Origin of the sequence: Novosphingobium colocasiae (assembly GCF_014652555.1) — a bacterium.
GTDB lineage: Bacteria > Pseudomonadota > Alphaproteobacteria > Sphingomonadales > Sphingomonadaceae > Novosphingobium > Novosphingobium colocasiae.
Window position 1 is genome coordinate 102,470 of the sequence record NZ_BMZA01000007.1, and the last position, 19,703, is coordinate 122,172.

Sequence of the window (19,703 nt, forward strand, 5' to 3'; positions counted from 1 at the left end):
GTCAAAGCTGATTCCGCACGCTTGTTGCAACAGTGCAACAGTTGCCGGCGCAATTCCGGGGCGAGGGCTTAAAATGTTGAATCAAGATTCAGGTCACGCAACAAGAAGCAATTGACGGCGAAAGAGCATCACCATGCCGGGCTGTCGCCGATCGGGTCGCACATCGTGGATGGTCACGCTGGCCGATGGACGGACCCAGAGAAAACCAAGGGGCACACCATTATGAGATCTTCCTACCGCAAGTCCGCGCTGCGCAGCGCCACCTGCCTGACCCTCGCGGCAATATCGCTGGGCGCTGCCGGCGAGGCGATGGCGCAGGATACCGCGGCGGCCGATGACGCGGCAGTGGCCGAAGACACGATCATCGTCACCGGCTCGCGGATCAAGCCGATCCCGGGATTCGATGCTCCTAACCCGATCGTGGCGATCACCTCGGCCACGATCGAACGCTCGGGCAAGACCAACCTGACCGAATTCCTCGCGGATTCGCCCGCGCTCCTCGGATCGACCCGCAGCATCGACAATGGCGGCGGCAACAGCGTGAACGCTGATGCGGTCGGCACGAACTTCCTCAACCTGCGGAATCTCGGCGCGGATCGGACACTGGTCCTGGTCGATGGGCGGCGGCATGTGTCCGGTTCTCCCGGTACCGCAGCCGTGGACATCAACACGATCCCCACCGATCTGGTCGAGCGCGTCGATGTGCTGACCGGCGGCGTCGGCGCGATCTATGGTGCGGACGGCGTCTCCGGCGTGGTCAACTTCATCATGAAGAAGGACTTCGACGGTCTCAACCTGCGAGCCCAGAACACGATCTCGCAGCGTGGCGATGCCGGCCAGCGTTTCGGTGCCGCTACGTTCGGGAAGAATTTTGCGGACGGTCGCGGCAATATCACCGTGGCCTATGAGTTCAACGAAACCGATCGTTTTTCGCAGAGCCAGCGACTCAACTACGGCAAGACCGGCCCCAGTTATTCGTTGCAGCGCAACCCTGCCGATGGCTCGCCCGGCTCGGCGGGCGACGATCCCAATGTCCCCGATCGCGTGCTGATGACCGGCCTGCGCTGGGCGGACAGTTCGCCGGGTGGCGCGGTTGACGTGGATTTCGACGGGCTGTCTGACTACACGGGTGAAGGCACCGTATACGATCGGGGCACCTATGTTCCCGGCACGGCATTCACGATCGGCGGCGACAGCACTCCGCGGGAAACCTATTATGGCGACTTTGTGCCGTATACCCGCAAGCATATTGCGAACGTGCTGGGTCACTATGAATTCAGCCCGGCATTGAACGTGTACTTTGAGGGCAAGTACGTCAAATCGCACTCGGACACGCTGTCGCAACCAAGCTACGATTTTTATACCGTTCTCGCTCCCGACAATTTCTATCTCAACGAAAAATTCGGAGCGCTGGCACCTGGCGGAGCACTCGTCAGTCGGGACAATTTTGACTACGCACGGTCAAAATACTCGCTCAACCGGGAGCTGTGGCGCGGCGTGATCGGTGCCGAGGGTGACCTTTCCGACCATCTGCGCTACGATGTTTCGTTCGTTTATGGCAGATCGACCCAGAAATCGACCACCACGAACGCGCGTATTGCCGATCGATACTACGCGGCCCTGGACGCCGTCGATGACGGCACCGGAAATGTGACTTGCCGGATCAATCTGCCGGGCCAGACATCGTTCTTCTCGGAAAACTACGGCGGCGTGCCGTTCCTGCCGGGCACTTACGATCCTGCAACCTCGACATCCACGCCGATCACGTTTGCTCCGGGCGAATGCGTGCCGCTCAACATCCTGGGCAACGGCTCTCCCTCGCCGGAAGCCGCTGCTTGGGTTTCGGCGACGCTTCACGAACTGGCTCGGCTTGAGCAATACGTGGCATCGGCATCCATTTCCGGGGACACCGGCGCGTTCTTCAATCTGCCCGGCGGTCCGGTCGGGTTTGCCATCGGTGCGGAATATCGCAAGGAGAAGAGCCTGTCCGTCCCGGACCCGTTGCGTCAGGCCGGACTTCTCGCCAGCTACGGCGCATCCACCGTCGATCGCGGCTCGTTCGATGTCAAGGAAGTCTACGGCGAAGTCAGGCTGCCCTTGCTGGCCAATGTTCCGTTCGCCAAGGAACTGAGCGCCGGCGGTGCCGTCCGCTTCTCCGACTATTCGACTGTCGGATCGACAACCACATGGAGCGTCAACGGCACATATTCGCCGATTTCGGACATCACCATTCGGGGGACCTATTCGCAATCGGTTCGGGCCCCCAACATCTCGGAACTGTTCGCGGGCGCGAGCACCGGTTTTGACTTTGTCGTCGATCCATGCGGTCCGGAACGCCTGGCCGAGGGGACTTCAACGCGCGTTGCCAACTGCACAGCGGCACTTGCCGCCTTGGGCATTGACATCAATGCCAAAGACGGCGCTGGCAATTACCTGTTTGACCCCGCCAATGACACGACCTCTCCCCAGAACAGCAGCATTCCGGGGACAGTCGGCGGGAATGCCAATCTCAAGGCAGAAACCGCCAAAACATGGACCGCCGGTCTGGTTCTGCGGCCCAGCTTCCTGCCCGGCTTCACGGCCAGCGCGGACTGGTACAACATCAACCTGACCAAGGCGATCAACTACGCGCAGCTCCAAAAGGTCGTCGATCTGTGCTATGATGGCGCAACACTGGATAACCAGTTCTGTGATCTGATCGGACGCAGCAGCACTAACGGCTACGTCAACGACTGGACCGTTCTGCCGTTGAACGTGGCTTCTTACAAGACCGCAGGTCTCGACCTGACGGTGGTGTACAGCTTTACGCCAAAAGCGGACATCGGCACTTTCACGCTCAGGCTAGTCGGTAACTATCTGGACAAGCTTTCGATCGTGCCTGACGTGGGTGCGGAAGCGGAAAATCAGGTCGGAAACGGCCCCAACGGCACCGTGCTTGTCTATCCCGCCCCGAAGTACAGCGGCAATCTGGACCTCACCTGGACCCGCAACGCCGTTACCATCAATTACGGAATCAACTGGTGGGACAAGACCCGCCGGGCCAGCGCCGCGCAGGCCAAGGCAAACCCTGACTACTTCCCCAGCGAATACATGTGGTACAAGGAGAAGTGGGAACACAACCTCTACATGGCCGTCGATGTGGCGGACAATTTCACCCTTTATGGCGGTGTCGACAACGTGCTCGATACCAAGCCGGACGTCGGTGCAGTCGCGTATCCGGTCGATGCCACCGGCCGTTCGTTCTACATGGGCGTGAAGGCCAAACTCTGATTTATCGACAAGCATGAAAAAGGGCCGGGAAGCATGTGCTTCCCGGCCCTTTTTGCTCGGGCACATCCGATCGCAATCACCCCACGCTGATCGCCAGCGCCCCCTCACCCTCATCGATGTGCACGGTCGCGCCATCCGGCACCTCACCGGCCAGCAGGCGTTCCGCCAAGGGGTCCTGCAAGTAGCGCTGGACGGCGCGCTTCAGGGGGCGGGCGCCATAGACCGGGTCGTAGCCGACGCGGCCGAGCCAGCGCTTGGCGGCGTCGGTCAGGTCGAGGACGATCTTGCGGTCCTTCAGCAGCTTCTGCACCCGGTTCACCTGGATATCTACGATCGGGCCCATGTGTTCCTGGCCGAGGCGGTGGAACAGCACGATCTCGTCCAGCCGGTTGAGGAATTCCGGCCGGAAATGCCCGCGCACCACTTCCATCACTTGCGGCTCCACCGTGTCCACGTCCTGCCCGTCCGGCAGGTTGGCGAGGAACTGGCTGCCCAGGTTGCTGGTGAGGATGATGAGGGTGTTGGTGAAATCCACCAGCCGGCCCTGGCCATCGGTCAGCCGCCCGTCGTCGAGCACCTGGAGCAGCACGTTGAACACATCGGCGTGCGCCTTCTCGACCTCGTCGAACAGGACCACCTGATAGGGCCGTCGGCGAACCGCTTCGGTGAGCACGCCGCCTTCCTCGTAACCGACATAGCCCGGAGGCGCACCGATCAGGCGGGCGACCGCGTGCTTTTCCATGAACTCCGACATGTCGATGCGCACCATCGCGGTGTCATCGTCGAACAGGAACCCGGCCAGCGCCTTGGTCAGTTCGGTCTTGCCGACGCCGGTGGGGCCGAGGAACAGGAACGAGCCGAGCGGGCGATTGGGGTCCTGAAGCCCGGCGCGGGCACGCCGCACCGCCTTGGATACCGCCACCACCGCATCGCGCTGGCCGATCACGCGCTCGCCCAGCACCTGCTCCATGCGCAGCAGCTTCTCGCGCTCGCCCTGCAGCATCTTGTCGACCGGCACGCCCGTCCACTTGGAGACGACCGAGGCGATGTCATCCTCGGTCACTTCCTCGCGCAGCAGCGCATTGGTTGCCTCGCCCTGCGCGTCGGCCAGTTTCTGCTCCAGCGCCGGGATCGTGCTGTAGGACAGTTCGCCCGCCCGCGCATAATCACCGCCGCGCTGCGCCTGCTCCAGTTCGCTGCGCGCGGCGTCTAGCTGCTCCTTGAGCTTGCCCTCAGCGGCGATCTTGTCGCGCTCGTTCTGCCAGCGGGTGGTCAGCTCGCTCGACTGCTGTTCGAGATTGGCGAGATCCTCGCGCAGGGTGGCAAGGCGGTCCTTGCTGGCCGCGTCGCTCTCCTTGCCGAGCGCCATCTCCTCGATCTTGAGCTGGACGATGCGGCGATCGAGCTTCTCGATCTCCTCGGGCTTGCTTTCCACTTCCATGCGGATGCGGCTGGCGGCCTCGTCCATCAGGTCGATCGCCTTGTCGGGCAGGAAGCGGTTGGTGATGTAGCGGTTGGACAGCGTGGCCGCCGCCACCAGCGCGCCATCGGTGATGCGCACGCCATGGTGCAGCTCGTACTTTTCCTTGAGCCCGCGCAGGATGGAGATGGTGTCCTCCACCGTCGGCTCGCCCACGAAGACCGGCTGGAAACGGCGCTGCAGCGCGGCGTCCTTTTCGACGTACTTCTGGTATTCGTCGAGCGTGGTCGCGCCGATGCAGTGCAGTTCGCCACGCGCCAGCGCCGGCTTGAGCAGATTGCCGGCATCCATCGAGCCTTCGGAAGCGCCCGCGCCGATAAGCGTGTGCATCTCGTCGATGAACAGGATGATCTGGCCTTCCGCGCCCTTCACTTCGTCCAGCACCGCCTTGAGCCGTTCCTCGAACTCGCCGCGATACTTCGCGCCGGCGATCAGTGCGCCCATGTCGAGCGCCATCAGGCTGCGGTCCTTGAGGCTGTCGGGCACGTCGCCATTGGCGATGCGCAGCGCCAGGCCTTCGGCGATGGCGGTCTTGCCGACGCCGGGATCACCGATCAGCACGGGGTTGTTCTTGGTCCGCCGCGCCAGGATCTGCACGGTGCGCCGGATTTCCTCGTCGCGGCCGATCACCGGATCGAGCTTGCCCGAACGCGCCGCCTCGGTCAGGTCGCGGGCGTACTTCTTCATCGCGTCGTAAGCGTTCTCCGCCCCGGCGCTGTCGGCCTTGCGGCCACCGCGAAGCTGGGTGATCGCCGCTTCCAGCCCCTGCGGCGTGACATTGGCGGCCTTGAGCGCCTGCCCGGCGGGCGTGGTGGTGGCGAGCGCGAGGGCCAGCAACAGCCGTTCCACGGTGACGAAGCTGTCGCCGGACTTGGTGGCTGCCTGTTCGGCCGCATCGAGCACGCGGATCGCTTCGGCATCAAGCCCCGGTGCCCCGGCCGCGCCCGAACCGGAAACGGCGGGCAGCTTGGCCAGCGCGCGGTCCAGTTCCTGGATCGCATAGCCGGCATTGCCGCCGCTGCGCTGGATCAGCCCGGCAGCCATGCCTTCGGGATCATCGAGCAGCGCCTTCAGCACATGTTCGGGGCCGATCCGCTGATGGTTGAGCCGGATCGCCACAGTCTGCGCCGCCTGCAGAAAACCCTTGGCGCGATCGGTGAACTTTTCGAGATTCATGAGACGAATTCCTCCTGACCCAGAGGATGTAGTGTTGCATTTTTACAACACAAGGGCAGTGTGTTTGATTTTTTGCTGCCGGTCGCCCCAGGTCTCCGCACGCAAGATGGGATTGGACCCCAATCTATCAAGCCCCCGCCCGACATACCCCGTTGTGGTGATGTGGCAGCACAGCAACGCCACGAGGAAATGTGCACATCTGCAATTAGCGTTAAAAAGCCCGCTATTCCCAAATGCCGAAAAGCGAATTAGTCGCAATTACATAGATCAGGCGCGGCGGGGCTTTACGCGCGCCTGGGTCGGGGCAGAGGGGCAAGTTCACATGTTCGATACCAGATCCATCGTCGTGGCCGGTGCAGTCGTCGGCACCGCGCTGGCCATTCCCAGCGTCGCATTCGCCAACACGTCGTGCGCCGGCGCGCCGACGCTGACCATCGCCAACGGCGGCGGCTTCATTCCCAACGGCAGCTATCACGTCGTACCGCGCCCATCGGACGGGGTGCCGGCAATCTTCGTTCCCCAGCCGGCTCTGCCCGCCGGCGGTTTCTACATCCCCGTCACGCAGCTTTCGGCGCTGGGCATCCCGTTCACCCAGCAGGCGGGCGGCAACCCGTTCCAGTTCACGTGCGGTGCCCCGGTCGGCGCGACCTACACTGCGGTTGCCGATGCTCTCGACATGAACTTCGATTTCGACGCCAAGGGCGATTCCAGCGTGCTGGGCGGATCGATCACCCAGTGGGGCGTCGCCAATGAGGACGGGCAGCGCGCCGAACTCAAGTATGGCCGCGGCTTCCAGCTTTCCGAGGGCAGCCGCACCCGGCTGACCATCACCGTGCCGGTAAACTACGTCCGCGTCGGTTCGGCCAAGGGCGGCATCGCCGGAGCGCATGGCAGCCTGTCGGCGTTCTCGGCCGGGATCGGCGTCGGATTAAGCGTTCCGGTCTCGAACAACTGGTGGATCACCCCCCGCGTCAGCTACACCCTGACCAAGGCCAGCGATGCGATCGGCGGCGATGGCGAACTGGTGGCGGCAACGGTGTCCAGCAACGTGCGCCTCGCCGGCTTCGGCCGTGGCGAGCTGACGATGGGCAACATGGTCGGCTACACCCAGACCGTGCGCGCCGGCCTTTCGGGGCAGGACAAGGCCGATTACCTCAAGCAGCAGAACTTCTGGTTCCGCAACGGCCTCGCGTACCAGTTGCCGCTCAAGAGCCGGGTGTTCGGCCGCGATACTTCGGTGCGCGCCAGCTATGTGTTCACGCTGGGCACCAAGGATCAGCTTTCGTACCGCAAGATCCACGAAGGCGCGATCAGCTTCGGCCTGCGCATGCGCGAAACCGAACAGCGCACCGACGCCGATCTGCTGCGCGTGGGCGTGATGTATACACATGCCGGCAACGACATGATGAAGAAGGCCGATTACGATTCGGTCAGCCTCTTCATCGGCTACCGGTTCTGAAAAGACGCGTCCGCGCCACCCCGTAAGGTCCGGGGTGGCGCGGACGGGATAACGACTCTATTTGTGATTGCAACCGAAGAGGGCGCGCCGCATACCCCGTTCGAGCGATGTTGCTCCACAGCAACATCGGTTTGAAATAAGGTCTGCGAACTCCGGCCCGTTTCCAGCGCGTATTTCCGAATCATTAAACGCCGATTAGCCATCTCTACTTGTCGAAACAGTCGCCACGCGGGCATGGCGACTGCTTTGCAGTATTCGCGGGGCTATTCGAAATGATTGATAAAAAATCCATTTTTGTGGCTGGTGCAGTCATGGGCACGGCATTGGCGATACCGGGCGTGGCCTTTGCCAATACATCGTGCGACGGCGCTCAATCTGTTACGATCACCGCACCCCAGCCGTTCCTTCCTGCTGGCACCTATCCGGTCGTCGAACGTCCCGGTGATGGGCAGCCTTCCATCGCCGTCCCCGGGTCTGACCAGCAAATTGTTTATGTCCCCGTCGCGCAGCTCGGACAGCTCGGCGTGCCGTTTGAAACCAATCAAGGCGGCAATCCCTTCCAGGGTACATGCGGCGTGCCGGCCGGGCCGACGTTCAAGTCCATCGCCGACGGGCTCGACATGGATTTCAACTTCGACGCCAGCGGCGATTCCAACGTCGTCGGAAGCACGATATCGCAATGGGATGTCGCCAACGAAAGCGGTCAGCGGGTCGAAGTGCGCTACGGTCGGGGAATCCAGTTATCCGAGGGCAGTCGCACGCGGCTGACCATCGCCGTTCCGCTCAATTACGTGCGCGTCAACAAGTCCAAGGGTGGCATCTCCGGCGCACATGGCAACCTCTCATCGTTCTCCGGCGGGCTGGCCGTCGGCCTGAGCGTGCCGCTCAAACCAAACTGGTGGGTTACGCCGCGCCTCGCCTATACGATCACTTCGGCCGACAGCACGCTGGGCGGCAATGGGGAAGTGGTTACGGCCTCCCTAGCGAGCAATCTTCGCATCGATGCGGCGGGGCGCGGCGAAGTCACGCTGGGGAACATGGTCGGTCACACCCGATCCGTCCGCACCGGCATCGCCGATCAGGACAAGGCCAACTTCTTCAAGCAGCAAAATACCTGGTTCCGTAACGGTATCGCCTATCAGTTGCCAATCAAGGGGCGGGCTCTGGGCCGCGACACTTCTATCCGCGCCAGCTACGTGTTCACCCTCGGCACTGGCGACAAGCTCGCTTACCGCAAGATTCACGAAGCCTCGATCAGTTTCGGCCTGCGCATGCGCGAGGCCGAGCAGCGTACCGACGCCGATCTGCTGCGTCTGGGCGTCCTCTATACCCATGCCAATAACGAGATCGTCCACAAGGCCGGTTATGACAGCGTATCGCTGTTTGTGGGCTATCGGTTCTAGCAAATTCTTGCAGCGCGGCGGGCGGGAGTTGCTATGGTGGCACCATGGCTTTCCCCCCTGCCGCGCGCAAACGCGCCGTCGCCGCCCTGCTTGCCTCGGCCCTGACCCTCAGCGCCTGCGCCCATGTCCCGCCTCAGGCACCGCAAGCGGCCGGCGAATCTGCCGTGCAGCCCCCTGCTCCGGCCACTCCGCAGCAGCTCGTCAGCAAGGTGGCGATCCCTTATGAGAAGTTCGTCCTCGCCAATGGCCTGACGACGATCGTCCACACCGATCGCAAGGCCCCGATCGTGGCGGTCACGATCTACTACAAGGTCGGCTCCAAGCACGAACCGAAAGGCCGCACCGGGTTTGCCCACCTGTACGAACACCTGTTCTTCGGCGGTTCGGCCCACGTTCCCAACTTCGACATTCCGCTCGAAGCCGCCGGTTCCACGCCGACCAACGGATCGACCGCGTTCGACCGCACCAATTATGTCGAGACCGTGCCCACCGGCGCGCTGGACCTGGCGCTGTTCATGGAAAGCGACCGCATGGGCTATCTCCTGCCGGCGGTGACGCAGGACAAGCTCAACAAGCAGCGCGGCGTGGTGCAGAACGAGAAGCGCCAGCATGACAATCAGCCCTATGGTCTGTTCGACTATGCGCTGGCCGAAGGGCTGCTGCCGGTGGGGCATCCCTATCGCCACAGCCCGATCGGTTCGATGGCCGATCTTGACGCCGCCAGCCTTGCCGATGTGCGGGCATGGTTCACCGATCACTACGGCCCGAACAACGCGGTGCTGGTGCTGTCGGGCGATATCGACGCTGCCACCGCCCGCGCCAAGGTGGAGCAGTGGTTCGGCGGCATCCCCCGCGGCCCCGATGTGGCCCCGGTGACGGCCGGGCCGGTCACTCTCCCCGCGCCCGTCCACCGCGACCTTGCGGATCGGGTCGAAGTCCTGCGCCTGACCCGCAACTGGACGGTGCCCGGAATGAACGAGGCCGATACCACCGCCCTGCAGGTTGGCGCATTCATCTTGGGCGGGCTGGCCAGCTCGCGGCTCGACAACGAGCTGGTGCGCGGCAAGCAACTCGCGGTGGCCGTCACCGCATCGGTCGATGCCCAAGTCAGCACCAGCTTCCTGCAGGTGACGATGGACGTGAAGCCCGGCGTCGCCCGGGCCGATGCCGAAGCCGCCCTTGATGCCGAGATCGCCCGCTTCCTGCGCGACGGGCCGAGCGAAGACGAAGTGCGCCGTGCGGTCGTCACCACCCTGTCCGCCCAGATCGGCGCGCTCGAACAGGTCGGCGGGTTCAGCGGCAAAGGCGCGACGTTGGCGGAGGGGGAGGCCTATGCCGGCGATCCCGGCCGCTTCGCCAAGGACCTCGCCGATATCGCGGCGCTGACCCCGGAAACGATCCGCGCGGCAATGAACCGCTGGATGGGGCGTCCGGCGCTGGCCCTCGCGGTGGTGCCCGGTGCCCGTACCGACAGCGGCGATGCGATGGGCGGCTGGGGCGATGAACCGGCCTCACTCGCGCACAAGCCCCAGCGCACCACCAAGGCTGCCCCGCTGCCCCCGCCGCCGCCGCGCTCCGCCCCGCCGGTCGCACCGATCGGCGATCCGGTATTCCCGGCGATCGAGCACGCTACCTTGTCGAACGGCATAACGGTGGCCCTGGCCCGGCGCACCGCCGTTCCCAAGGTCCTGCTCTCGCTCGATTTCGATGCCGGCACCGCCGCCGATGCACTCGACACGCCGGGCACGCAGGGGTTCATGCTGGCCATGCTGGAACAGGGTGCCGCCGGCCGCGATGCCACGCAACTGGCGGAGGATCAGGAACGGCTCGGCGCGTCGATCGATGCGGGTGCCGATACCGATACCAGCTCGGTCCGGCTCTCGGCGCTGACCGACAACCTTGGCCCCTCGCTCGACCTGATGGCAGATATCGTCCGCCGCCCGAGCTTCGCGGGGCCCGATTTCGCCCGCATCGCCGACCAGCGCCGCGCCGCGCTGGCGCAACTGGGGTCCGATCCCGATGCGCTCGCCGCGCGCACGCTCGGCGCGGCGATCTATGGCACCCATCCTTATGCGCAGGCGGAAGACGGCCTTGGCGATGCCGCCGCGCTGGCGGCGATGACGCCGGAGACGCTGCGTGCCGCCTGGACGCGCTGGCTGCGCCCGGACCTGGCCCGCATCACCGTGGTCGGCGATATCGGCATGGACCAGTTGAAGCCCCTGCTCGAACGCGCGTTCGGAAACTGGGCGGTCCCCGCAGGCGCGGCACCGGCCAAGCCGCTGGACGCCGCGCCCCCCGCTGCCACGCGCCGCGTGATCCTCATCGATCGCCCCGGTTCGCCGCAGTCGGTGATCCTCGCCGGCCGGGTGCTGCCGGTGGCGGGGCGCGGCCCGGCGCAAGTGCCGCTGGCGCTGGCCAACGACGTGCTCGCCGGCGGCTTCCTGTCCCGCCTCAACCTCGATCTGCGCGAGCAGAAGGGGTGGAGCTACGGCGTCTACAGCAGCATCCCGCTCACCACCGGCCCGCGCGCGTTCCTGGTCAGCGCGCCGGTGCAGGCCGACCGCACCGCCGACGCGATCCGCGCGATCGTGACCGACATCGATGCCCTGCCCGCCAGGCAACCGGTGAGCGCAGAGGAACACCAGCGCGTCACCGAAGGCGCGATCCGGGCAATGCCCGGCCAGTTCGAAACCAACGCCGCGGTACTGACGGCGATGCAGGCGATCGGCCGGCTTGGCCGCCCGGATGATTACTACGCCAGGCTCGCCCAGGCCTACCGCGCCACCGGATCGACCGACATCGACGCGGCGGCGCGGACATTCATCACCAGCAAGGACATGACCTTCGTCGTCGTGGGCGATGCCGGGCTGGTCGGCCCGCAATTGAAGAAGCTGGGCTGGCCGATCACGATACAAACGGTCAAGGCGGCACAATGATGAAAGATTCGATGAGCGGCGTCGCCGGCACGTGGACGTGCGCGATCGCAACCCCGATGGGAACGCAAAAGGGGGTGCTCGAAGTGACGCCGATCGACGCCGTCCGTTTCGTCGGCCGGATCTACGGCGAGATGGGCAATCTCGAAATTTCGGGCGGCTGCATCTCCGGAACTACGCTGTTCTGGCAGATGAAGCTTTCGAAGCCGCTCCCGATGACGCTGGACTGCACAGCATTGATCGAGGGCGAAGTATTATCAGGCCACGTAAAGGCGGGGATGTTCGGGACGATGGCACTAACGGGCAGTCGCCGAGTATAGCCGGATGAAATTATAAGGCCCCGCGTCCGCCCGTAAAGTCCTGATCATCGACGAAAAGTCCTGCCGGCGCAGCGGCACCGGCGGGGCTTTTTCATGGCCGGGCGGCGCGCACCATCACCCCAGCTTCGCCTTCAGTATCTCGTTCACAACCTGCGGGTTGGCCTTGCCCTGCATGGCCTTCATCGTCTGGCCGACGAAGAAGCCGAACAGCGCGACCTTGCCGTCCTTGTACTGGGCAACCTTGTCGGCGTTAGCGGCGAGGATTTCGTCGACCTTGGCCTCGATCGCGCCGGTATCGGATTCCTGCACCAGCCCCTCGCGTTCGACGATGGCGGCGGCGCCGTCTCCGGTTTCCAGCATCTTCTCCAGCACCTGCTTGGCGATCGATCCGGAAATCGTGCCCTTGCTGACCAGCGCCAGCAATTCGCCGCCCTTTTCCGGCGTCACCGAGGACTGTTCCAGCGAGCTGCCAAGCTTGTTGAGCGCGCCGAACAATTCCGAGATCAGCCAGTTGGCCGCCTGCTTCGCGACTTCGGCGGGCTGCTTCGCAGCGGCCTTGGCGGTTTCGCCCAGCAGCCGCTCGAACCAGCGCGCGGTCTCGACATCGGCGGTCAGCACGCCGGCGTTGTAGGCCGACAGGCCAAGTTCGGTTTCGTAGCGATGGCGCTTCGCATCGGGAAGCTCGGGCAGCGAGGCGCGGCATTCTTCGACAAAGGCATCGTCCAGCACCAGCGGCAGCAGGTCCGGGTCAGGAAAGTAGCGGTAATCGTGCGCGTCTTCCTTCGAACGCATCGAGCGGGTGGAGCCGGTGCCCGGATCGAACAGCCGGGTTTCCTGGACGATCTTGCCGCCCGCTTCGAGCACATCGACCTGCCGGCTCGCCTCATGCTCGATCGCCTGCATCACGAACCGCACGGAGTTCACGTTCTTGGTTTCGGTGCGGGTGCCCAGCGGTTCGCCGGGGCGGCGCACCGAGACGTTGACGTCGGCGCGCATCGATCCCTGATCCATGTTGCCGTCGCAACTGCCGACATAGCGCAGGATCGTGCGCAACTTCGAGAGGTAAGCCCCTGCCTCGGCGGGAGACCGCATGTCGGGCCGGCTGACGATCTCCATCAGCGCCACGCCGGAGCGGTTAAGGTCGACATAGGACATCGTCGGGTGCTGATCGTGCATCAGCTTGCCGGCATCCTGCTCGACATGGATGCGCTCGATGCCGATGGTCTTGGTGGAGCCTTCGGGGTCCTTGTCATCCAGGATGATCTCGATCTCCCCCTCGCCCACCAGCGGGTGGTAGAGCTGGCTGATCTGGTAGCCCTGCGGCAGATCGGCGTAGAAGTAGTTCTTGCGATCGAAGCGCGACCACTTGTTGATCTGGGCGTTAATGGCCAAGCCGGTGCGCACCGCCTGGCGGATGCATTCCCCGTTGAGCACCGGCAACATGCCCGGCATCGCCGCATCGATCAGCGAAACCTGGCTGTTCGGCTCGGCCCCGAAAGCAGTGGCCGATCCGGAGAACAGCTTGGACTGGCTGGTGACCTGGGCGTGGACTTCAAGGCCGATCACGACCTCCCATTCGCCGGTGGCTCCGTGGATGCGGTATGTGGAAGCGGTCAAGGTCAGAACTCCAGCGGATCGAGCAACTCGACTTCGGGAAAATAGCTTTCGAAGCGTTTACGGTCACTCGTGAGAATGGGCCACCCGCGATTGGCGGCCTGCGCGCCGATCAGGAAATCGGGCAGGATCGTGGTGCGCGGGCCACCGTTCATGCGATAGGCGCGAAATGCGAGGCTGGCGCGGAATGCATCGCCGTTATCGAAGGGTTCGACTTTCAGGCCCAGCTCGCCCAGTCGCTCCTCGAATGCGGAAAGGCTGGACGATGCGGACGCGGTTTCGGCGAAGATCACCGGGTTGATCGCAGGCGATCGCTCGGAGGCGAACTGGACGTAGCCCTGAATGATCTTGTCGCTGCGTTCGCCGATGCCGTGCAGGACATCGATAACGACATTGGAATCGACGATCATACTTCTGCCGGCGGCCCCCGCATCAGCGCCAGCCACTGCTCGCTGCTCATGCCTTCGGGCAGAGTGTTTTCGGCAGCAAAATTACGCCGGGCTGCCTGCACCCCGGCGGCCAGACGCTCGGCCCTTTCGGCGCGCTGGGCATCGTCAGCGGCCCGGCCCAGTACTACATCCCCGTTCGCATCGATCGCGAAGCTGACCAGATCGCCGGCCTTCAATCCCAAGGCGTCACGGATCGCCTGGGGGATGGTCGCCTGATACTTGGTCGTCAGCCGCGAACTGTAACGCTGCAGGGAGCTATGGACATTCATGGCTCATGTATTACCCTGGAGCGGTATTACCGTCAACATCACCACCACTTCTCCGGCCGCGCACCGAACCCGGCCCGTGCTTCGATTGCCAGCCCTGCGTTCAGCACGATCTGTTCGTCAAACGCGGGGCCGATCAGTTGCAGGCCGAGCGGCAGCCCCTCGCTCGACAGCCCCGCCGGAACGGACATTGCCGGCAGTCCCGCGAGGCTCGCGGGGACCGAGAACACGTCGTTCAGGTACATCGCCAGCGGATCGTCCGAATTCTCGCCCAGCGCGAAGGCCGCCGTCGGCGTGGTCGGCGCGAGGATCACGTCGCAGCTTGCGAAGGCGTCAGTGAAATCGCGGCTGATCAGGGTGCGCACTTTCTGCGCCTGCGTGTAATAGGCGTCGTAGAACCCGGCCGACAGCACATAGGTTCCGATCAGGATGCGGCGCTTGACCTCCGGGCCGAACCCGGCAGCGCGGGTGGCGGCGTACATGTCCTGGAGCCCGGCCCCATCGGGCAGATCGCGCAGGCCATAGCGCACGCCATCGTAACGGGCGAGGTTCGACGAGGCTTCGGCGGGGGCGATGATGTAATACGTCGGCAGCGCATATTTGGTGTGGGGCAGCGAGATATCGATCACTTCGGCCCCGGCATCGCGCAGCCAGGCCTTGCCCTGTTCCCACAGCGCGACGATCTCCTCGTCCATCCCGTCCATGCGGTACTCGCGCGGGATGCCCACGCGCTTGCCCTTGAGATCGGCCGAAAGCGCGGCGGTCCAGTTCGGCACCGGCAGATCGAGGCTGGTCGAGTCCTTGGGATCGAAGCCGGCCATCGCTTCCAGCATGATCGCGCAATCGGTCACGTCGCGGGCCATCGGCCCGGCCTGATCGAGCGAACTGGCGAAGGCGACCACGCCCCAGCGCGAGCAGCGGCCATAAGTCGGCTTGATGCCGGAAATCCCGGTGAACGCGGCGGGCTGGCGGATCGAGCCGCCGGTGTCGGTGCCAGTGGCCGCCGGGCACAGCCGCGCGGCGATGGCGGCGGACGAACCGCCCGAGGAACCACCCGGAGCCAGCGGCGCGTTGCTGCCCGGCTTGCGCCACGGCGACACGACATTGCCGAATGCGCTGGTCTCGTTGGAGGAGCCCATGGCGAACTGATCGAGGTTGAGCTTGCCCAGCATGCCGCAGCCGGCATCCCACAGCTTCTGGCTGACGGTGCTTTCGTATTCCGGCTTGAAACCTTCAAGGATCGCGCTGGCAGCGGTGGTCTGCACGCCCTTGGTGGCGAACAGGTCCTTCATGCCGATCGGCACGCCGGCCATCGCGCCCAGCGTCTCACCCGCCGCGCGCTTCGCATCGGTTGCCTTCGCCGCCGCGATCGCGGCTTCGGGAGTGGCGACGATGAAGGCGTTCAGCGCGCCCTGCGCGGCGGCGACATTGGCGTTGAAAGCTTCGGCCACTTCGAGCGCGGTGAACGCGCCGCCGGCCACACCGTCGCGGATGGCGGCGACGCCCAGATCGGTCAGGTCGGTCATGTTATTCGATCACCTTGGGAACGCCGAAGAAGCCATGTTCGGCGGCGGGCGCATTGGCGAGGACAGCATCGCGGCGGTTGCCGCCGGTCAGCGGATCGGCATCGATCACATCGTCGCGCAGGCGCAGCGTGTTGGGGATGACCGCAGTCATCGGCTCGATGCCGATCACGTCAACTTCGCCCAACTGCTCCACCCAGGCGAGAATCCCGTTGAGTTCAGGCACCATCGCCTCAAGGTCCTGGTCGGTAACCTTGATGCGCGCGAGACTGGCGATCTTGGCCACCGTTGCGGTATCGACCGACATGGCGTTCCTTCTTGCGTGTTTGCCCCCGCGCACCGCCATGCGGTTCGCCTGCGAGGCGGGGTTCAGGGGTGAGCCGCTAGCATTGCGTCCGCGCGGCTTCAAGCGTGGAGGCTTCGGGTTGCGATGCTTCCGTTCGTGTCGGACGGAGATCAGGGTGCGGGCGGAGCGATCTTGTCGCTCTTGGCCATATCGATCAGCGCCTGCGCCTGCACGGCGGCACGTTGCTGCGCTTCGGCCTCGATCACCGCGATTTCGGCCGGGGTCTTGAAATCGATCAGGCTGATCTCGAACACCAGCGTGGAGTTCGGTGGGATCGGGCCGGTCTGCTGCGCGCCATAGCCCAGTTCAGGCGGGATCGTCAGCTTGTAGCGGCCGCCGCGTTGCATCTGGACAAGCCCCCGGGCGAAGCCGGGGACCACGCCGTCCAACGCCATCGGCATGTGCTGCTGCTGATCGAACACGGTGCCGTTCGTCAGCATGCCCTTGTAATCGATCAGGACCCACGAATGCTCGGGCACAGTACCACCGCTGCCCGGTGCCAGCGTCTCGACCGTGACGGCGGGCTGCGGGGCGGTTGCGGGCGCTGGCTGCGCCACGGCAACGGCCGGCACCATGCCCGCCAGCAGAACGGCGGCAAAGCCCCGAACACGCACAGCGCGGCCTTTCAGGCGATCAGGGGTGGACCGGCGCACCCGCCGGCGGCATGGCACCCGGAGGCATCGCGCCCGGCGCAGCGGCACCCGGACCACCCGCCGCGCCCTGCATCTGCTGGAGCTGCTGAAGAATGCGCTGTTGCTGTTCGATCTCGGCGCGGCTCTTGAAGTCCAGCAGCTCGATCTCGAAGGTCAGGTCGGTGTTGGCGGGGATTTCGCCCACGGCCTTGTCGCCATAGGCGAGCGCGGCGGGGATCTCGACCTTGTACTTGCCGCCACGCTGCATCTGGACCAGCGCCTTGGTGAAGCCGGGAACCACCTCGTTCAGCGCCATCGGCACCTGCTGGGCCTGATCGAACACCTTACCACCGGGCAGCGTGCCCTTGTAGTTGATGAGCACCACGTCGTTGATGGTGGGCGATTCGCCGCTTCCGGCGGTGATCGCCTCGACCGAAACGCTGGGCGGAACCACGGCATAGGCGACGCCGGCGGCGGCCAGTGCGATGGCGGCGACGCCCAGCCAGATCTTGGTCACGGCACCCTTGGCGACCGGCTGCAGCGGAACGCGGGTAATCTCGGTCATCTGTCGAAGCCCCTCATGCGCGGATCAGCGCGCCCTTCCCGAAGCGGATACGCGAAGGGCGCGGATGGAAATTCCGCGCCCTCTTGGCTTATGCGATGCCGGCGTTCAAGCCGGAACCCGCGTTTTATCGATCCGGCCGACAAAACGCGCGGTTTGCGCTTACTTCGCGCCGTCGCGCTCGGCCCGCTTGCGCTCCAGCTTGCGGGCGCGACGGACAGCCGCAGCCTTTTCGCGGGCGCGCTTCTCCGAGGGCTTCTCGTAGTGACGACGCAGCTTCATCTCGCGGTAGACGCCTTCGCGCTGCAGCTTCTTCTTGAGCGCACGAAGAGCCTGATCGACGTTATTGTCGCGAACGAGAATCTGCATAAACCGAAACACCTCACAAAAAACGAACACAGCCCGCCCCGCATCCACTGTGGCGAGGCGAACCGCGAATCCTAGAATTTCCGGGCGCCGCCCCTCGAAAGGGGCAGCTACGTTGGGCGGGCCGTTAGCAAAAGCGGCCTCGCAAGACAAGCATGAAAGGCCCAAAATCGGCCAGATCGCCAAGAGTTGCCGGACCAGTTGGATTCGCGCGAACTTTACCGCTAAGGCCGGCCTATGCCCCAACCTCCCTTCTTTCTCGGCTCGCTTTACGTAGCGCTGGGCGGCGGCCTCGGCTCCTGGCTGCGGTTCCTGGTCGGCCGCGCCTGGACCGGCGCCATCGGCCCAGTGCGCGCCAGTGCATTCCCCTGGGCCACGCTGACGGTAAATTTCGTCGGCAGCATCCTCATGGGGCTGATCTGCGGCTGGCTGGCCCGGACCGGCAGCCATGGCGAAGGTACCCGCCTGTTCCTGGCCGTCGGCGTGATGGGCGGGTTCACCACATTTTCCGCCTTCAGCCTCGAAATCGTGCTGATGGCCCAGCGTGGGCAGGCCAATCTCAGCATGTTCTACGCCGGGCTGTCGATCCTCTTGGGGATCGTCGGGCTGGTCACGGGCCTCTCGCTCGCAAGGAGCGTCGCATGAGCGGGGTGCACAAGGGTGGCGAGGACATGGTCCGCCAGTTCACCGTGGGCGGTGATGACGACGGCGTGCGGCTGGACCGCTGGTTCAAGCGCCATCTGCCGCAAGTCGGCTTTGCCACGGTATCGCGCTGGGCGCGCACCGGGCAGATCCGGGTGGACGGCAAGCGCGCCGATGTCGATACGCGGCTGACCGCCGGCCAGTTGCTGCGGGTGCCGCCGGGCGGTGACGTGAGACCCGGTGGCCCGACCAAGCGGGTGCGCAAGCCGCTGTCCGAGGAAGAGATCGAGCTGGCCGATTCGATGGTCCTGACGCAGGACCGCGCGGCGATCGTGCTGAACAAGCCCCCGGGGCTGGCCACACAGGGCGGCAGCGGCACGCACAGCCATGTCGACGGGCTGCTTGATGCCTATGCCGCCGAAGGCCCGCGCCCCCGGCTGGTCCACCGGCTGGACAAGGACACCTCGGGCGTCCTCCTGATCGCCCGCACGCCGGGCAGCGCGGCGTTCTTTTCAAAGCGTTTTTCCGGCCGTTCGGCGCGCAAGATCTACTGGGCGCTGGTGGTCGGCGTTCCCTCGATCGACGATGGCATGATCGAACTGCCGCTGGCCAAGCAGCCGGGTACCGGCGGCGAGAAGATGCATGTCGACGAAAAGGAAGGCCAGCCCGCCAAGACACGCTACCGCGTGCTCGACCGCGCGGGCAATCGCGCGGCCTGGGTGGAGCTGCACCCGATGACGGGGCGCACGCACCAGTTGCGCGTGCACATGGCGGCGATCGGCCACCCGATCGTCGGCGATGGCAAGTACGGCGGGCAGGAGGCGTTCCTGTCCGGCACCATCAGCCGCAAGATGCACCTCCACGCGCGGCGGCTCATCATCGATCACCCCGATGGCGCGCCGCTCGATGTGACCGCGCCCCTGCCCGATCATTTCGCCAATTCGCTCGCCTCGCTCGGCTTCGACGAGGAAACCGGGGCCGAACTGCCCGAGCCCCCCCCGGCACCGGGCAAGGACGAGCAGAAGCGCGCGGCCAAGGCGCATGCCAAGCAGTACCGCAAGGAACGGCGCGGCGAGCGCCGGTCGCGCGGCGGCGATGCCCCGGCGCGGCCGCGCACCGGCGGCAAGGCACCCGCCAAGGGTGGTGCGAAAGGTCCGGGCAAGAGCCCCGCCAGACCGGGCACGAAAGCGGGAGCGAACCCGGGCGGCAAGCCCGCCGGACGCGCACCGGCGCGGCCCAAGGGTCCGCCGCGCGGCCGCTGA

16 protein-coding genes are annotated in these 19,703 nt (G+C 65.0%); 7 read left to right on the top strand and 9 right to left on the bottom strand.

Going from position 1 to position 19,703, the window contains the following annotated elements; genetic code table 11:
• The first annotated feature begins 222 nt into the window (after nt 1-222).
• Entirely contained in the window at nt 223-3,270 is a 3,048-nt protein-coding gene (locus IE122_RS10995) for a TonB-dependent receptor domain-containing protein (protein ID WP_189621222.1), read from the top strand.
• A gap of 76 nt (nt 3,271-3,346) precedes the next feature.
• Here the strand turns inward: IE122_RS10995 and clpB are convergent, their stop codons facing one another.
• Nucleotides 3,347-5,926, bottom strand: a complete 2,580-nt coding sequence (clpB, locus tag IE122_RS11000; RefSeq protein ID WP_189621223.1) for an ATP-dependent chaperone ClpB — start codon at nt 5,924-5,926, stop codon at nt 3,347-3,349.
• 322 nt (nt 5,927-6,248) lie between these two features.
• Here clpB and IE122_RS11005 point away from each other — a divergent pair, with 322 nt between their 5' ends.
• From IE122_RS11005 to IE122_RS11020, 4 genes are all read left to right on the top strand, one after another.
• Nucleotides 6,249-7,385 carry a hypothetical protein gene (locus tag IE122_RS11005; RefSeq protein WP_189621224.1) on the top strand — a complete coding sequence of 379 codons (1,137 nt, stop codon included), beginning with the start codon at nt 6,249-6,251 and terminating at the stop codon, nt 7,383-7,385.
• Nucleotides 7,386-7,657: 272 nt separating this feature from the next.
• Nucleotides 7,658-8,788: a hypothetical protein gene (locus IE122_RS11010; RefSeq protein ID WP_189621225.1), complete on the top strand. Its 1,131-nt coding sequence runs from the start codon at nt 7,658-7,660 to the stop codon at nt 8,786-8,788.
• A 44-nt stretch (nt 8,789-8,832) separates the two neighbouring features.
• Nucleotides 8,833-11,724, top strand: a complete 2,892-nt coding sequence (locus tag IE122_RS11015; protein WP_189621226.1) for a M16 family metallopeptidase — start codon at nt 8,833-8,835, stop codon at nt 11,722-11,724.
• Between the two features lie 11 nt (nt 11,725-11,735).
• Nucleotides 11,736-12,041 (top strand): hypothetical protein, encoded by a 306-nt coding sequence (locus IE122_RS11020; protein ID WP_189621227.1) that lies wholly within the window; start codon nt 11,736-11,738, stop codon nt 12,039-12,041.
• Nucleotides 12,042-12,155: 114 nt separating this feature from the next.
• On the opposite strand, the gene gatB is transcribed toward IE122_RS11020, so the two are convergent.
• The 8 genes from gatB to rpsU all read right to left on the bottom strand — a co-directional run bounded on the left by gatB (nt 12,156) and on the right by rpsU (nt 17,802).
• On the bottom strand, nt 12,156-13,658 hold the full coding sequence (gatB, locus tag IE122_RS11025; RefSeq protein ID WP_189621228.1) for an Asp-tRNA(Asn)/Glu-tRNA(Gln) amidotransferase subunit GatB: 1,503 nt from the start codon (nt 13,656-13,658) through the stop codon (nt 12,156-12,158).
• A gap of 2 nt (nt 13,659-13,660) precedes the next feature.
• Nucleotides 13,661-14,065 carry a type II toxin-antitoxin system VapC family toxin gene (locus IE122_RS11030; protein ID WP_189621229.1) on the bottom strand — a complete coding sequence of 135 codons (405 nt, stop codon included), beginning with the start codon at nt 14,063-14,065 and terminating at the stop codon, nt 13,661-13,663.
• Nucleotides 14,062-14,373: a type II toxin-antitoxin system PrlF family antitoxin gene (locus tag IE122_RS11035; RefSeq protein ID WP_189621230.1), complete on the bottom strand. Its 312-nt coding sequence runs from the start codon at nt 14,371-14,373 to the stop codon at nt 14,062-14,064. Before IE122_RS11035 ends, IE122_RS11030 begins: the two co-directional genes overlap by 4 nt.
• Nucleotides 14,374-14,411: 38 nt before the next feature.
• Entirely contained in the window at nt 14,412-15,896 is a 1,485-nt protein-coding gene (gene gatA / locus IE122_RS11040; protein WP_189621231.1) for an Asp-tRNA(Asn)/Glu-tRNA(Gln) amidotransferase subunit GatA, read from the bottom strand.
• 1 nt (nt 15,897) lies between these two features.
• Complete coding sequence (gene gatC, locus IE122_RS11045; RefSeq protein WP_189621232.1) at nt 15,898-16,200, bottom strand: Asp-tRNA(Asn)/Glu-tRNA(Gln) amidotransferase subunit GatC; 303 nt, start codon at nt 16,198-16,200, stop codon at nt 15,898-15,900.
• A gap of 149 nt (nt 16,201-16,349) precedes the next feature.
• Nucleotides 16,350-16,853 carry an FKBP-type peptidyl-prolyl cis-trans isomerase gene (locus IE122_RS11050; RefSeq protein ID WP_229814029.1) on the bottom strand — a complete coding sequence of 168 codons (504 nt, stop codon included), beginning with the start codon at nt 16,851-16,853 and terminating at the stop codon, nt 16,350-16,352.
• Nucleotides 16,854-16,872: 19 nt separating this feature from the next.
• Nucleotides 16,873-17,436 carry an FKBP-type peptidyl-prolyl cis-trans isomerase gene (locus tag IE122_RS11055; protein WP_189621233.1) on the bottom strand — a complete coding sequence of 188 codons (564 nt, stop codon included), beginning with the start codon at nt 17,434-17,436 and terminating at the stop codon, nt 16,873-16,875.
• A gap of 159 nt (nt 17,437-17,595) precedes the next feature.
• Complete coding sequence (gene rpsU / locus IE122_RS11060) at nt 17,596-17,802, bottom strand: 30S ribosomal protein S21 (RefSeq protein ID WP_008070684.1); 207 nt, start codon at nt 17,800-17,802, stop codon at nt 17,596-17,598.
• 234 nt (nt 17,803-18,036) lie between these two features.
• Here rpsU and crcB point away from each other — a divergent pair, with 234 nt between their 5' ends.
• The gene (gene crcB / locus IE122_RS11065; RefSeq protein WP_189621234.1) at nt 18,037-18,444 is read left to right on the top strand and encodes a fluoride efflux transporter CrcB; all 408 of its coding nucleotides are present in this window, start codon (nt 18,037-18,039) and stop codon (nt 18,442-18,444) included.
• Nucleotides 18,441-19,703: an RluA family pseudouridine synthase gene (locus tag IE122_RS11070; RefSeq protein WP_189621235.1), complete on the top strand. Its 1,263-nt coding sequence runs from the start codon at nt 18,441-18,443 to the stop codon at nt 19,701-19,703. Before crcB ends, IE122_RS11070 begins: the two co-directional genes overlap by 4 nt.

Bases quoted from the DNA above. Each gene is read 5' to 3' on its own strand.
- IE122_RS10995 (WP_189621222.1), top strand. From the start codon at position 223: ATGAGATCTTCCTACCGCAAGTCCGCGCTGCGCAGCGCCACCTGCCTG.
- clpB (WP_189621223.1), bottom strand. From the start codon at position 5,926: ATGAATCTCGAAAAGTTCACCGATCGCGCCAAGGGTTTTCTGCAGGCG.
- IE122_RS11005 (WP_189621224.1), top strand. From the start codon at position 6,249: ATGTTCGATACCAGATCCATCGTCGTGGCCGGTGCAGTCGTCGGCACC.
- IE122_RS11010 (WP_189621225.1), top strand. From the start codon at position 7,658: ATGATTGATAAAAAATCCATTTTTGTGGCTGGTGCAGTCATGGGCACG.
- IE122_RS11015 (WP_189621226.1), top strand. From the start codon at position 8,833: ATGGCTTTCCCCCCTGCCGCGCGCAAACGCGCCGTCGCCGCCCTGCTT.
- IE122_RS11020 (WP_189621227.1), top strand. From the start codon at position 11,736: ATGAGCGGCGTCGCCGGCACGTGGACGTGCGCGATCGCAACCCCGATG.
- IE122_RS11030 (WP_189621229.1), bottom strand. From the start codon at position 14,065: ATGATCGTCGATTCCAATGTCGTTATCGATGTCCTGCACGGCATCGGC.
- IE122_RS11035 (WP_189621230.1), bottom strand. From the start codon at position 14,373: ATGAATGTCCATAGCTCCCTGCAGCGTTACAGTTCGCGGCTGACGACC.
- gatA (WP_189621231.1), bottom strand. From the start codon at position 15,896: ATGACCGACCTGACCGATCTGGGCGTCGCCGCCATCCGCGACGGTGTG.
- gatC (WP_189621232.1), bottom strand. From the start codon at position 16,200: ATGTCGGTCGATACCGCAACGGTGGCCAAGATCGCCAGTCTCGCGCGC.
- IE122_RS11055 (WP_189621233.1), bottom strand. From the start codon at position 17,436: ATGACCGAGATTACCCGCGTTCCGCTGCAGCCGGTCGCCAAGGGTGCC.
- rpsU (WP_008070684.1), bottom strand. From the start codon at position 17,802: ATGCAGATTCTCGTTCGCGACAATAACGTCGATCAGGCTCTTCGTGCG.
- crcB (WP_189621234.1), top strand. From the start codon at position 18,037: ATGCCCCAACCTCCCTTCTTTCTCGGCTCGCTTTACGTAGCGCTGGGC.
- IE122_RS11070 (WP_189621235.1), top strand. From the start codon at position 18,441: ATGAGCGGGGTGCACAAGGGTGGCGAGGACATGGTCCGCCAGTTCACC.